At 26.9% G+C, this 16386-nt stretch carries 9 protein-coding genes; 8 read left to right on the forward strand and 1 reads right to left on the reverse strand.

The genetic code is table 4. The features are described 5' to 3' along the window. Positions 1-84: 84 nt before the first annotated feature. Positions 85-648: an inorganic diphosphatase gene (locus NX779_RS01600; RefSeq protein ID WP_004427103.1), complete on the reverse strand. Its 564-nt coding sequence runs from the start codon at positions 646-648 to the stop codon at positions 85-87. Positions 649-953: 305 nt separating this feature from the next. Between NX779_RS01600 and NX779_RS01605 the strand changes: the two genes are divergently transcribed. From NX779_RS01605 to rdgB, 8 genes are all read left to right on the forward strand, one after another. Beyond that, positions 954-1898, forward strand: a complete 945-nt coding sequence (locus NX779_RS01605; protein ID WP_259430456.1) for an ECF transporter S component — start codon at positions 954-956, stop codon at positions 1896-1898. A 260-nt stretch (positions 1899-2158) separates the two neighbouring features. Continuing rightward, the gene (locus NX779_RS01610; protein ID WP_259430457.1) at positions 2159-5623 is read left to right on the forward strand and encodes a BspA family leucine-rich repeat surface protein; all 3465 of its coding nucleotides are present in this window, start codon (positions 2159-2161) and stop codon (positions 5621-5623) included. Then, the gene (locus NX779_RS01615; RefSeq protein ID WP_259430458.1) at positions 5607-6755 is read left to right on the forward strand and encodes a hypothetical protein; all 1149 of its coding nucleotides are present in this window, start codon (positions 5607-5609) and stop codon (positions 6753-6755) included. Before NX779_RS01610 ends, NX779_RS01615 begins: the two co-directional genes overlap by 17 nt. 299 nt (positions 6756-7054) lie before the next feature. After that, positions 7055-7267, forward strand: a complete 213-nt coding sequence (locus tag NX779_RS01620; protein ID WP_259430459.1) for a hypothetical protein — start codon at positions 7055-7057, stop codon at positions 7265-7267. Positions 7268-7317: 50 nt separating this feature from the next. Then, on the forward strand, positions 7318-8634 hold the full coding sequence (locus NX779_RS01625) for a hypothetical protein (RefSeq protein ID WP_259430460.1): 1317 nt from the start codon (positions 7318-7320) through the stop codon (positions 8632-8634). Positions 8635-9089: 455 nt separating this feature from the next. After that, a complete protein-coding gene (locus tag NX779_RS01630) occupies positions 9090-12938 on the forward strand; it encodes a BspA family leucine-rich repeat surface protein (RefSeq protein ID WP_259430461.1) in 3849 nt (1282 codons plus the stop codon). A gap of 122 nt (positions 12939-13060) precedes the next feature. Next, positions 13061-15535, forward strand: coding sequence for a hypothetical protein (locus NX779_RS01635; RefSeq protein ID WP_259430462.1), 2475 nt, complete (start codon positions 13061-13063; stop codon positions 15533-15535). Between the two features lie 251 nt (positions 15536-15786). Next, positions 15787-16386, forward strand: a complete 600-nt coding sequence (gene rdgB / locus NX779_RS01640; protein WP_259430463.1) for an RdgB/HAM1 family non-canonical purine NTP pyrophosphatase — start codon at positions 15787-15789, stop codon at positions 16384-16386.

The following is a 16386-nucleotide window of genomic DNA, read 5'->3' on the forward strand; positions in this document are numbered from 1 at the left end:
ATATATTATTATAAATAATTTTATTTATCATTTTTAGCATTACTAATTAAAAATGAGTCTAGATAATACTAAACTCATTCTTTATTAAGCTTGTCCTAGACCTTTTTCTTTTCATTCAGCTAAAATTTCATCTTTTTGTCCTTTAGCTAAACGATCTTTGTATTCTTCATATCTTTCTTGACATTCTTTTACTTCTTCTAAAGCTTCTTCTAAACTACCTCATCCATTGATTTTTACAGTTTTATTTTGTAAAGCTTTGTATTGTAAGAAGAAGTTTTCAATTTCATCACGATAATGTTTAGGAACATCATTTAAAGTTTGATATTCTTTAAATCTTGGATCATCATTAAATACACCAAATAATTTAGTATCAATTTCTCCAGCATCAATCATTTTAATTGATCCTAAAATTCTAACACTTACTTCAACACCTGGTAATGTTGGATAAGTACATAAACTAATAACATCTAATGGATCTCCATCTCAATCTAAAGTGTTTTCAATCATTCCATATTCACCTGGATAGAAGTTTGCTCCATATAATACTCTGTCTAATTTAATTCTTCCAGTTTTTTCATCAACTTCATATTTATTTGATGAACCTTTAGGAATTTCAACAACCATATCAATAACGTTATTTTTTGACATATAATATTCTCCTTGTTTAGTTCTATTTATAATTTTATATTAATTTATATCTTAAACATTATCTATTTTTATTTATTTCTGGAATATTAAACAAAATGATACCTTACCAATTATATGTTTTGGATCCAAAACATATAATTGGTAAAGGAGGTTAGAATGTTTACTATTTTAGACAATAAGTCATATGCACAAATTAAACATTATCTATTTTTATTTATTTGAAATATTTATAATTTTTATAAAAAACGTGTATAATTATTTTATAATTTTTATAAATAGAATATAGATATAAAGAAAGGGATATTATGGCTCAGAAAAAATCAGAAAATCAACAAATAGATGAGTTAGTTAATAAAGCTGAAGCTGTATTAGATGATCATTTCTATCACGAACAACACGAAAATCAAGATAAAGATCACTATCATGGAATTCATCACTTTGATGAGTATGGAAATCATGATGATGTAACTTCAGCTGATTTTGAACTAAAAAATGTATTTAGACTTACTAGAAAGAATTTAATTTTTAAAATAGTATTAACAGGAGTATTTTTAGCTTTAACTGCAGCAGTTAGTGGATTAGATATTTTAGCTGAATCTATTCATATACCAGTTAATGGAGATCAAGTTTGAATTGAAACAAGATTTTTAGATATTACAGTTGTAATGATTTCAATTGCAGTTTTAGGACCGTTGTTTTCTTCAGTAATAGGTTTTATTGCTCCAATTATGCATAATGCAATTCACGGAGGAGAACACGGTTGAATTCAACCACCAATTCAATCAGTTGAATATGTAATTATAGTTTGATTAGTATTTATAATTTTTAATTTAATTTTCCGAAATTCACCAATTCACCGTGATGAAAATATTAAATTAGCAAACTTTAAACGTTGAACTCCTATTCCAATTATGATTGTTATTTTTGCAACAATAGTTACTTTAGGATTTGTTTTAGCATTATACATTCAAGCTAAAGTTTCAGCAATCAATCCACACTCAGGATGACTTCCTGCTCATGATCATGCTCACGATCATAAACACAGTCAAATTTTAAGCTCAACAACTCAATTTATCTTAGGTCATGCTGGTCATGATCATGATGATGAAAACAAATTAGATTACGATAAATTAAACTTATATACTTCACTAGCTGTATTTGGATGAAACTGTTTAAGATATACAATTTCAATGTCATTATTTGCAGCTATTGAATGAAGAATGAGACCAATTAATCATAGATATAGATAGAAAAAATGCCAGTGGCATTTTTTATTTTATATATAATTTAATCAATAAAAAAGTAAGTATTAACTAATAAATTTACTTGAATTTATCTATAAAGTCAATATCAAATTTTAAAAAGTGAGAAATTATATCACTATTTAATTGTAAAAGTACAAATGCATAGTTTTTTTTTTTTGGTGAAGTTAGTTATTTTTTCACTTTTCTATTATGTTATTATTGTTCTTGAACGTTTTAGTATGTTTATAGAAATAAAGGAGGAAAAAATGACAAATTTACTAATGATTTTAAAGTCAGTGCTTGCAGTTTCAGCTGCAAATCAAGGTGCTGCTGCTTTAAATAACGATCAATCAAACTTAGCGTTGCCTACAAGTCTAAAACAGACAAATTATAGTAATTTATTACAGGCATCAAGTGTTAGTGCTCATTCAAGTCACATAATTTTTGGTAATCAAATACTTAAATTAGGTTGAGAAAAAAGTGCTAATGGTGGATACAGATTAAAACAAATTCCATCACACATTAAAAAAGTTCCATCAACTTTACCAAGTCACATTACTGATTTATCTTTTGCTTTTAAAGGTAATATCAATACTGATATTGAAGGAATTAGAGATTGAGACACTTCACAAGTTACTAATATGAGTGGGGTATTTTATAATGCACAAAAATTTAATTCAGCATTAAACTGAGATACTTCAAAAGTAACTGATATGAGTTACATGTTTTACAATGCAGAAAACTTCAACTCACATTTAGGAGACAAATTCTCTGCAATAAATGTAACTAATATGCAATCTATGTTTGAAGGAGCAAGAGAATTTAACCAAAAACTTGGATTCAAATTGCTTTCAAACAACCGTGTTAATGCACAAGATATGTTTAAATTTGCTAAGAACTTTAACCAAGATATTTCATTCTTAGAAGTTGAACAAAAAAATGTAAGAGAAACTGTATTTAAAAATGCTGATAGTATAAAAAACTCAAACTTACCACTATCAGTTGACAGTATTGTTTCAAATCAAATAAAAAAAGAATTAATTAGTTTCTGAAACAACAACTTTAAAAACAAACAAACACAAAACAACACTTATGAAACTGTTTTACAATTACTTAAATTAAAAATTCAAGAATACAGCAAACTTAATGGTATAAAAATTGAGTTAATTAATCAAAAAGACAATGTTAAAACAGTTGAACTAAAAAACAATCCAGGAATAGATGTTAAAGTAAACGATAGATTCTTAGTTAGATTAGATCTAGGAACAGGTATAAAAGAAAACATTAGTGAAGTTAAAAATAACATAGGTGAAATAGGTCTAGGAAAAGGTGATGAAATTGGTACAAAACAAGTAGAAATTGAATCACTAAACAAACATATTATCAATAAATTTATTTCAACTAATGAAAACTTAGTATCACACGAAGTTGCTGATTATAAAGTTGAACATTCTGATTTAGCTTCAGCAATTATTAGAAATGTAAAAACAAACGATATACATGTTGTAAATTATAAACTTGAAAGATTCTTCTTTACTCGTTTTATTCATTTCTATGATTTTTATGGATTCCCAGAATTAGCAGTAGATGAATCAATAACAACAAACAGAACTTTCCAAAATGTTGCTGATTTAATGAATCTTAAAATTCAACAATATACTCCAAAAATTTATCACAACATTAAAGTTGATGTGGTAAGAGCTAATGGTGTAAAACATGAATCATACTTAAGAACTGGAAGATCATTCTATAACTTAAAAATTGATCATAGCAATGCTCCAGAATTCATATTTAGAGTAATTCCTGTATTCACTAGAATAGATGAAAACAAAGCTAACCCTTCAGTATTAGAAACTATTTATATTGATAAAAATGGTAATGAACAAAGAGTTGCCGGAGATATGAATGGTTCAGAATATGATGATGTTAAAGTTATTAAAAGAATAGGATTCTACTGAGATTATGAAAAAGAACAATGTGTGGCTTATAGAATGCCTAAAAATGTTGAAGTAGTTCCTGATTACTTACCTATTGAAATTACTAGCTTAGAAAATATGTTCATGGGATGTGTAAACTTCAACCAAGATCTATCTAGTTGAAATACACAAAATGTTAAATTAATGACAAGAATGTTCCAATGAGCTAGAAAATTCAACAACGGTGGACATGCATTAAACTGAAACACTTCAAAAGTAACAAACATGGGAGCAATGTTCCAAGGTGCTGAAAGCTTTAATGCTGATATTACTAGTTGAAATGTTGGAAAAGTAACAAACTTAGGAGAAATGTTTAGAGATGCTAAATCATTTAACCAAGCTATTGGTGCATGAAACCCTCGAAACACTGTAGTAAACTATAACAACATGTTAAATGGTGCTATCTCATTCAACCAAAATTTAACAGATTATATTAAATGACCTGTTTATGCTGAATGAGTACACGCTAGTGAAGGATTTGACACAAACACACCATCTTGAGAAATCGTAAATAGACCACCAGTAAAACCAAGTAGTGCTAAGCAAATAGATACAAACGGTGTTGCTTTCACAAATGCAGACGACGAACCAAAAGTAATATATGGTATTAAAAGTAAACATGAATGAGAAGCAAAACGAGAAATAAAAGAAAAATTACGTTCAGTTTATAACCTTAACCCTGAATCATTAGAAATCGAAGTATTTAAAGAAAATGGAAAAGTTTCTAGAGTTAATATTCTTCCTAAATCTAATGGATGATATAGTCAAAAAGGAAGATGAGGAGACTTTACAATTGAATCAAAAGATAACATAAGAAACGTTATTAAAGAAAACACTCACATCGGATATATAAATACCACAGAGAGAGTACCTTTCTTAAGAGCGGTTGCAGAGCGTTTTAATATCGATACAGCAGGAATGCATGTTGCATATAATAATGACGATCTTAATAGTGGACGTGTTAAATTAGAAGTTCTATTTGGAAATGAAAACTTTGCAAATGGTCGTGAACAGTGATATCACACAACTATTAATTTTACATTAACAAAACACATCACTACTTTAGGGAAATTTGATACTAGTGAAATTGTTATTGATAGAAATGATCAATCACTATTTGAACAAGAATTTATCAATAGAAACCAAGAACTTTTAAATAGAAATCATTTAAACAAAAACTTATTATCATTTAAACAATTAAACAATTGATATGAAATAAGTATTAACAACGGTGAATATATTGGTTCTATAAAAGTTCCATATAGAGTAAAAGTAAATCTTAACGAATTACAAAGTTTAGTAACTCATGTTGGAAACTTTAATGTTAAAGATATAGACGCTATTATTAGTGAGTTCTTAAAACGTAATAAAGATAAATTACCTGAATTACAAAGAAATCATTTAAGATTAGTAGATAGCGGTGAAGATTTCTTAACTCTATCAGTAAATACAGAAATTCAAGACAAATACTTAGGTGAAAAAATTGTTGTTCATTTCGGTTCAAGAGCTAATATTAATAATATAGGTCTTAACCTAAACCAAGTTATTGTAAATAATAGAAGTGAACAAGAAATATTTGACATTTTCTGAGAAAGAAACCAAGAAATTTTTGCAAACAATAACATTCAAAAAGATGAATTAAAAATTGAATTAAAAGACAATCATTTTGTAATCACTACTAATAACGATAACTTCTATGGAGAAGTTAGAGCTAACTTTAGTGTTAGAACTCAAATTGATGCGACTTGGTGTTAATACACACGCAGGATCATTTGACGAATTAGATAAAGATAAAATTATTGAAGCATTTGTTAACATTAACTCTTCTAAATTACCTGGAATAAACAAAGATAATTTAGTAATTGTTGGAGATGTAGTAGGTAACTCATTACGTATTAGAGTTGAAAGAAGTGATAAGTTCCAAGGTGAAATTACAATTAACTTTATAATTAGAACTCAAATTAACAGAATTGGTGCTAATACAGAAACTGGAGCATTCAATTCAGCTAATACAAACGAAATTATTGATGCATTCATCAGAAACAACCAAGATAAATTACCTGGATTAACAAGAGATAATTTTGAAGTTGTTGGAAATATATCAAATAATTCAATAGTTGTTAAAGTTATAAATAGCTCAAACTTCCAAGGAACAATTTCACTTAACTTCTCAGTTAGAACTCAAATTAACACAATTCAAGCTAATAGATTCGCTGGATCATTTAACACTGTTGATGTAGATGCGATTATTAATGCATTTATTGACAAAAACAAAGATAAATTACCTGGATTAACAAGAGATAATTTTGAAGTTATTGGAGATCCAACAAACAATTCAATCATTGTTGAAGTTAAAGATAATGATAAATTCCAAGGACAAATTACAATTAACTTTAATGTTAAAGAGTTTATTTCTAATGATGGTGTAAATGTAAATGCTGGAGCATTTAATAGAAAAGACGTTGAAGACATCATTAGTAGATTTATTTCAAACAACAAAGATAAATTACCTGGATTAACAAGAAGTGATCTAAGAATTGTTGGTCAATCAGATAATTCAATCACAATCGAAGTTAGAAAAGAGAATTTAATTTATCAAGGACAAGTAACAATTAATTACTCAATTAGAACAGATATTAACTCAATTGGTGTTAATACAAACATGGGAGCATTTAACTCATCTAATACAGAAGTAATTATTGAAGCATTTATCAAAGATAATAAAGAAAAATTAGATGGATTAACAATAAGTAATTTTGTAATCGTTGGAAACGTATCAAATAACTCAATGACAATTAGAGTTATAAATAGTGATAAATTCAAGGTGAAATTAGAATTAACTTTACAGTTAAAATTAATGTTTCAATTAACACTAATAAAGATGTAGGATCATTTAATATTAAAAACAATGATGAAATCATCAACGAATTTATTAGATTAAACCCACAATTAAACGGATTAACAAGAAATGATCTTTCAGTTGTTGGTCAATCAGATAATTCAATCACAATTCAAGTTGCTAAAGACAATGAAAAATTCCAAGGAAAAGTTACAATTCACTTCATAGTTAGAGCACAAATTAGCCAAGTAGAAAACATTAATGTTAATGCTGGAGTATTTAATGACGTAGACAAAAACGATATTATTAATGCATTCATCAGAAACAATAGAAACAGATTACCTGGAATGACATTGAACAACTTTAAAGTTGTACATGAGAATGTTAATTCACTATTTGTTGAAGTTAAAGATAGTGATAAATTCCAAGGTCAAATTCTAATTCAATTTAGAATTAAACAATTTATCGCAGACGTTGTTAAAAATCCAAATGCTGGAATATTCAATTCTAAAGATCATGATGCAATTATTAATGCATTTATTGCAAAAACCCTGCATTAGCAGGATTTAATAGAAACCAATTTGAAGTTTCAGAGTCAAAAGATAGATCAATGACAATTAGAGTTAAAGATAATGACAAATACAAAGGTGAAATTACAATTAACTTCACTATCAAAGCTCAAATTGATAAAATCACAACAAATACAGATGCTGGATCATTTAATACCATTAATCAAGAACAAATTATTTGAGCATTTATAGATAAAAACAAAGATAAAGACCCTTCATTAACTAGAAATGATTTTGAAATAGTACGTAGTGCTTCAAACAACTCATTAACTTTAAGAGTTAGACATAATCACCAAAAATACCAAGGTGAAATTACAATTAACTTTAGAATTAGAACTCAAATTAGTGAAGTACAAAACATTGAGGTTAATGCTGGAGTATTTAATTCAAATGAACAAAATGCAATTATTCAAGCATTTATTAACAACAACAAAGAAATACTATCTGAATTAAAAGTACAAGATTTCAAAGTTATCGGTAATGCAACTAACAACTCAGTGCTAGTTAAAGTTATAAATAGTGATAAATACCAAGGTGAAATTAGAATTCACTTTAGAGTTAGAACATTAATATCAGATGTTATTATTGATCCAACAGAAGCAGGAGCATTTAATTCATTTAACGTAGAAGAAATTATTCAAGCATTTATTAAAATTAACAAACAAAAAATAAAAGGATTAGATAGAAATAACTTTAGAATTATTGAAGCGTCACCACAAACACAAAATACTTGAATAAGAATTGGAGTTGTAAATAGTGATGAATTCCAAGGAGAAATCACAATTAACTTTAGAATTAGAACTCAAATTATAGATGTAGTTAATATTACAAATGTTGGAACATTTGATTCTAAAGATACTACTAAAATTATTAGTGAATTTATTAGATTGAACCACCATCAATTATTTGGACATGATCTAAATAACTTCAGAATTGTACAAACAACAAACAATTCGGTTACTGTTGAAGTTATAAAAAGTGATAAATTCCAAGGACAAATTGTAATTGAATTCCAAATGAAAACTAATATTAGTGAAGTTGATATGGACACACACGTTGGAACACTAGATTCTTCTAGTGAAGATGAAGCACTTAATAGATTCATTGCTATTAATGCTGCTAAATTACCTGGAATAAACCGACTAAACTTAAAAGTTGTAAATTCATCTGATACTGCAGTAGTTGTTGATGTTATTGACAGTAGTAGATTCCAAGGAAGATTTACAATTACTTATGGAATTAAATCTAGAAAAACAGAAGTTGTTGCAGGATCAACTGTTGGAGCAACAGTTGGGGGAGCAGGAACTGCAGGATCAATATTTGCGACATTAAGAAGACGTAGAAAAAATAATAATTAAATTAATAAAATAGCAAGAATGAAAATTATTTCATCTTGCTTTTTATTTTCTACAAGAGTATATGCACTCCTTCTCAAAAACCCACGGTAGTGATGAACCACAATAATCATCAGAGATAATTTATTAAAAGATTATAAAAAAGTAAAAAACAACTACTATCAACCTTTGAATAATTAACTTTTAATAGTTATAAAGATGATTTAAAATTATTTAAAAGTAAGTTTAAAATTGAGGTTTATCTTCTAATTTATACACCAAAAATTATTGTAAATAAGTCATTTAAATAGGCAGAAAATTCAATATATAATCTATTGAAAATTAAATTTTAAAAAAATATATGAAAAATTACTTATTTTTTTTATTTTTGATAAAATCGCCCTTTTATTGGTAGTTTGATTATGATATTATTTCCCTTGTACGTTTTAGTATTTTTTGAGAAATAGGGGGAGTATAAAATGACAAATTTACTAATGATTTTAAAGTCAGTGCTTGCGGTTTCAGCAGCAAATCAAGGCATTGGTTCTTTAAATAACGATCACTTAAACTTGGGTATGTCAGCAAGTTTAAAACATGTAAACGATAGCAGTTTATTAAGAGCGGCAAATGTTAATGATCACCAAAGTCACGTAATTTTTGGTAATCAAATTGTTAAATTGGGTTGAGAAAAAAGTGCTAATGGTGGATATAAATTAAAAAAAGTTCCATCACACATTAAAAAAGTTCCATCAACTTTACCAAGTCACATTACTGATTTATCTTATGCTTTCAAAGACAACGCAAATGTAGATATTGAAGGAATTGAAAAATGAGATACATCAAATGTAACTAGCATGCGTGGAGTATTCTATAATGCTCAAAACTTTAACACAGCATTAAACTGAGATACTTCAAAAGTTACTGATATGAGTTTTATGTTCTACAATGCAGAAAATTTTGACTCATATCTAGGAGATAAATTCTCTGCAATAAACGTAACAAATATGGAATCTATGTTTGAAGGAGCAAGAGAATTTAATCAAAATGTTGGATTACGATTATTATCAAACAACCGTGTTAATGCAAAAAACATGTTTACTTTTGCTAAAAAATTTAATCAAGATATATCATATCTAGAAGTTGAACAAAGAAATGTAAGAGAAACTATATTTAAAAACGTTGATAATATAGTAAACGAAAATTTACCATTATCAGTTGACAGTATTGCTTCAAATCAAATAAAAAAAGATTTAATTAATTTCTGAAACAACAATTTAAAAAACAAACAATTACAAGATAGTACATACGAAACTGTTTTAGCATTACTTAAATTAAAAGCTCAAGAAAATAGCGAACTTAAAGGTTCAACATTTGAATTTATCAATCAAAAAGATAATGTTAAAATGGTTGAACTAAACAACAATAAACAACAAATCATAATTAAAGTAAACAACAGATTTATAGTTAAATTAGACTTAGGAACTGTTATAAAACAAAATATTAGTGAAATCAAAAATAATTTAGGAGAAATTAAATTTATCGATAGATTCCATGCTTATAAATCTCAAATGTTCAACGCAATAAATAAAGGGGTTATTAAACAATTTATTTCAACTAATAAAAACTTAGTATCAAGTGAAGAAACTGATTATAAAATTGAACATGCTAACTTAGCTTCAGCAATTATTAGAAATGTAAAAACAAATGAAATTCATGTTGTAAATTACAAACTTAATAAATATATATTTGCAGAAATTATAATGTGCTATGAACTTTATGGTTTCCCAAATCTATGAATTGATGAAACAATATCAACAAGTAGAACTTTCCGTAATATTTGAGATTTAATTGAATTAAAAGTTAATCAATATACTCCAAAAATTTATCATCACAAAATCCGATGAACTCTAGTTTTAGATGATGTTGTTAGAAGTATGAATACATACATAGAACCTACAGGAACAGCCTATGGTTATCTTCTTGATAATGATGGTTGAGATAAACAACTTCATGGTTATGCAGGTAGAGATGGTGGAAGAGGAAAACCAAAAGTTACAGATAATGTAGAAACTATTTATATTGATAAAGACGGTAATGAAAAAAGAGCTGCTTGAAATATGAATGGTGCAGAATATGATGATGTTAAAGTTATTAAAAGAATAGGATTCTACTGAGATTATGACAAAAAACAATGTGTAGCTTATAGAATGCCTAAAAATGTTGAAGTAGTTCCAGATTACTTACCTATTGAAATTACTAGCTTAGAAAGTATGTTTATGCATTGTGAACACTTCAATCAAGATATATCTAGCTGAAATACAAAAAATGTTAAATTAATGACAAGAATGTTCCAAGGAGCTAAAAAATTTAACAACGGTGGAAAAGCATTAAGATGAGATACTTCAAATGTAAAAAACATGGGAGCAATGTTCCAAGACACAGAAAGCTTTAATGCTGATATTACAGGTTGAAATGTTAAAGAAGTTGAAAACATGGGAGAAATGTTTAGAGATGCTAAAGCATTTAACCAACCTATTGGTGGATGACAAGCTTGAAGAAGAGTAACAAACTTTAACAACATGTTTAATGGTGCTATCTCATTCAATCAAGATCTATCAAACGCACATAACTGACCAGTATATTATAGTTATATATCTAATAATCAAGGATTTGACAAAAACACACCAGCTTGAGAAATTATTAATAGACCAGCAATAAAACCAAGTAGCGCTAAGAAAATAGATACAAATGGTGTTTCATTCAACAATTGATATGAAGAACCAAGAATAATATTTGGTATCAAAAACACAAAATTTAATTGAGAAACTGAAAGAGACATATGTGAAAAATTACGTTCAGTTTACAACCTTAACCCTGAATCATTAAATATTCAATTATTTGCTAAAGAAAGAAGAGTTTCTATTTTCCCTAAATCTGATGGATGATATACTGATAAAGGATTCTGAGGAGAATTCAAAATTGAATCAAGAGATAGTATAAGAAATGTTATTAAAGAAAATACTCACATTGGATATTTAGAAAATAATGATCAAACAACTGTCTTAAAAGCACTTAGAGAAAGATTTAATATTGATACAACAGGAATTGCAACCATACCTGATAGTAAAGGTAGAATTTGAGTAAGAGTTTTAGATGAAAATAAAAACTTTGTTAATGGTCGTTTATATCCATATTACACATACGTTAATTATTCACTATCAAAAAATATCGATACTTTAGGAACTTTTGACACTAATGAAATTGTTATTGATAGAGATGATCAATCACTATTCGAACAAGAATTTATCAAAAAAAACCAAGAAATTTTAAATAGAAATGATTTAAACAAAAACTTATTATCATTCAAAAAAGTAAATAACGCATATGAAATAAGTATTAATAACGGTGAATATATTGGTTCTATAAAAGTTTCATATAGAGCAAAACTAAATCTTAACGAATTACAAGGTTTAATAACTCACGTTGGAAACTTTAATGTTAAAGATATAGAAGCTATTATTAGTGAATTCTTAAAACGTAATAAAGATAAATTACCTGAATTACAAAGAAATCATTTAAGAATGGTAGATAGCGGTGAAGATTTCTTAACTCTATCAGTAAATACAGAAATTCAAGACAAATACTTAGGTGAAAAAATTGTTGTTCATTTCGGTTCAAGAGCTAATATTAATAATATAGGTCTTAACTTAAACCAAGTTGTTGTAAATAACAAAAACGAACAAGAAATTTTAGATATTTTCTGAGAAAGAAACCAACAAATTTTTGTTGACAATAAAATTGCAAAAGATCAATTAAATATTGAATTAAAAGACAATTATTTCTTAATCAGTACTAATAATGACAACTTCCAATCAGAAGTTAGAGTTAACTTTATTGTTAGAACTCAAATTAATTCAGTTGATGTTAATACACATGCTGGATCATTCGATATATTAGATAAAGATAAAATTATTGAAGCATTTGTTAATAATAACTCTTCTCTATTACATGAAGTAAACAAAAACAATTTTGAAATTGTTGGAGATGTAGTAGATAACTCACTAGTTATTAGAGTTATAAATAGTGATAACTACCAAGGTGAAATTAGAATTAGCTTTATAATTAGAACTCAAATTAATTCAGTTGATGCTGACACAAACACTGGAGCATTTAATTCAGCTAATACAAATGAAATTATTGATGCATTTATCAAAAATAACCAAGATAAATTACCTGGATTAACAAGAAGTAATTTTGAAATTATTGGAAATGTAACTAATAATTCAATAGTTGTTAGAATTATAAATAGTGATAATTTCAAGGAATAATTACACTTATTTTCTCAGTTAGAACTCAAATTAACACAATTCAAGCTAATAGATTCGCTGGATCATTTAATACTGTTGATCTAGATAAAATCATTGAATCATTTATTGCAAAAAACCCTGTATTGTCAGGATTAACTAGAAATAATTTTGATCTTGTTGGAGATGCAACAAATAATTCATTAACTATTAAAGTTAAAGATAGCGATGAATTCCAAGGTCAAATTACAATTAACTTTAAAGTTAAAGAATTTATTTCTAATGATGGTGTAAATGTAAATGCTGGACCATTTAATGCGAAAAATGTTGATGAGATCATCAATGCATTTATTAGAAATAACCAAGATAAATTCCCTGGATTAACAAGAGATGATTTAATTGTTGAACAATCAAGCAATAACTCAATCACAGTTAAAGTTAGAGAAAATAATTCAGATTATCAAGGACAAGCAGTAATCAATTACTCAATTAGAACTCAAATTAACACAATTCAAGCTAACACAAACACTGGAGCATTTAATTCAGCTAATACAAATGAAATTATTGATGCATTTATCAAAAATAACCAAGATAAATTACCTGGATTAACAAGAAGTAATTTTGAAATTATTGGAAATGTAAATAATAATTCAATGACAATTAGAGTTAAAAATAGCGATGATTTCCAAGGTCAAATTGAAATTAACTTCACAATTAAAATTAATATTTCAAACAACACTAATAAAGATGCTGGATCATTTAATAATAAAAATAATGATGACATCATCAATGCATTTATTAGAAATAACCCACAATTAAATGGATTAACAAGAAATGATCTTTCAGTTGATTCTGAATCAGATAATTCAATCACAATTAAAGTTGCTAATGACAATGAAAAATTCCAAGGAAAAGTTACAATTCACTTCATAGTTAGAGCACAAATTGGCCAAGTAGAAAGCATTAATGTTAATGCTGGAGTATTTAATGACGTAGACAAAGACGATATTATTAATACATTCATCAGAAACAATAGAAACAGATTACCTGGAATGACATTCAACAACTTTAAACTTGTACATGAGAATGCTAATTCACTACTTGTTGAAGTTAAAGATAGCGATAAATTCCAAGGTCAAATTGAAATTCAATTTAGAATTAAACAATTTATCGCAAACGTTGTTAAAAATCCAAATGCTGGAATATTCAATTCTAAAGATCATGATGCAATTATTAATGCATTTATTGCAAAAAACCCTGCATTAGCAGGATTTAATAGAAACCAATTTGAAGTTTCAGAGTCAAAAGATAGATCAATGACAATTAGAGTTAAAGATAATGACAAATACAAAGGTGAAATTACAATTAACTTCACTATCAAAGCTCAAATTGATAAAATCACAACAAATACAGATGCTGGATCATTTAATACCATTAATGTAGAACAAATTATTCGAGCATTTATAGATAAAAACAAAGATAAAGACTCTTCATTAAGTATAAATGATTTTGATGTTGTTGGAGATGCAACAAATAACTCAATTACACTTAGAGTAAGACGTCAAAATCAAAAATACCAAGGAGAAGTTACAATTAACTTTAGAATTAGAACTCAAATTGGTGAAGTACAAAACATTGAAGTTAATGCAGGAGTATTCAATTCAAATGAAGAAAATGCAATTATTCAAGCATTTATCAACAATAACAAAGAAATACTATCTGGATTAAAAGTAGGAGATTTCAAAGTTATTGGTAATGCAACTAACAACTCAGTGCTAGTTAAAGTTATAAATAGTGATAAATTCCAAGGTGAAATTAGAATTCACTTTACAGTTAGAACATTAATATCAGATGTTATTACTGATCCAACAAAAGCAGGAGCATTTGATTCAGTTAATGTAGAAGATATTATTCAAGCATTTATTAAAATGAACAAAGAAAAAATAAAAGGATTAGATAGAAATAACTTTAGAATTATTGAAGCGTCAACACAAAATAATTGAATAAGAATTGGAGTCGTAAATAGTGATGAATTCCAAGGAGAAATCACAATTAACTATACAATTAGACAACAAATTTCAACTATGGCTAGTTATACAGATGCTGGAACATTCGATTCTAAAGATACTACTAAAATTGTTAGTGAATTTATTAGATTAAACCACCATATATTATTTGGACATGATTCAAAAAACTTTAGTATTGTACAAACAACAAACAATTCAGTCACTCTTGAAGTTATAAATAGTGATAAATTCCAAGGAAAAATTGAAGTTCAATTCCAAATCAAAACTAATATTAGTCAAGTTGATATGGACACACACGTTGGAACACTAGATTCTTCTAGTGAAGATGAAGCACTTAATAGATTCATCGCTATCAATGCTACTAAATTACCTGGAATAAACCGACTAAACTTAAGAGTTGTAAACTCATCTGATACTGCAGTAGTTGTTGAAGTTATTGACAGTAGTAGATTCCAAGGGAAATTTACAATTACTTATGGAATTAAATCTAGAAAAACAGAAGTTGTTGCAGGATCAACTGTTGGAGCAACAGTTGGGGGAGCAGGAACTGCAGGATCAATATTTGCGACGTTAAGAAGACGTAGAAGAAAATAATATTTATAATTAAAAAATAGCAAGAATGAAAAGTAATTTCATCTTGCTTTTTTATTCAATAGCTAAAAATTTTATGATTTCTAAACTTTTGTCAATTATTTCGAAATATTGTAAAAAAATTTCCTTAAATATTGTAAAGTTTTTTTCTTAAAAATTGTAAAAAAATTTTCGTGGGTTATTAAAAAAGCTATATAGTTAAGTGTGATTTTTGTTTAAAATATATTTGTATAAATTTACAAACAAGGAGAATTATGGATAAAAAAATAATATGAGTTGCAACAAATAATAAAAATAAAAAAAGAGAATATCAAGCAATTTTAAAAGATTGAACTGTTAAAACTTTATTAGATTTACCAGAATATAATGACATTGAAGAAAATGGAACTACATTTGAACAAAATGCATTAATAAAAGCAAAAGATTTAGCTAAATATATTAATGGAATTGCAATTGGTGATGATTCTGGAATATGTGTTGATATACTAGATAATTTTCCTGGAATTTATTCAAAAAGATGAGCTTATCCAGTAACTGAATATAGTCAAATTTGTCATATGTTATTAGATAAATTAAAAGATTATAAAACTCAAGAACAAAGAAAAGCAAAAATGATAACTACAATCGGTTTTTATGATGCAGTTAATGATAAACAAGCTGTTTTTAAAGGATTTGTAGAAGGTTATATTTCAAATGATGTAAGAATTACAGAATTCGGGTTCGGATATGATTATATATTTATTCCTAAAAATAGTAATAAAACTTATTCACAAATGACAAGTGAAGAAAAAAATCAAAACTCAGCAAGAAGACAAGCTATTAATCAATTTAGTGATTTTATAAATAAGTATTAA

Origin of the sequence: Mycoplasma cottewii (assembly GCF_024918975.1) — a bacterium.
In the GTDB taxonomy this organism is placed as follows: domain Bacteria; phylum Bacillota_I; class Bacilli_A; order Mycoplasmatales; family Mycoplasmataceae; genus Mycoplasma; species Mycoplasma cottewii.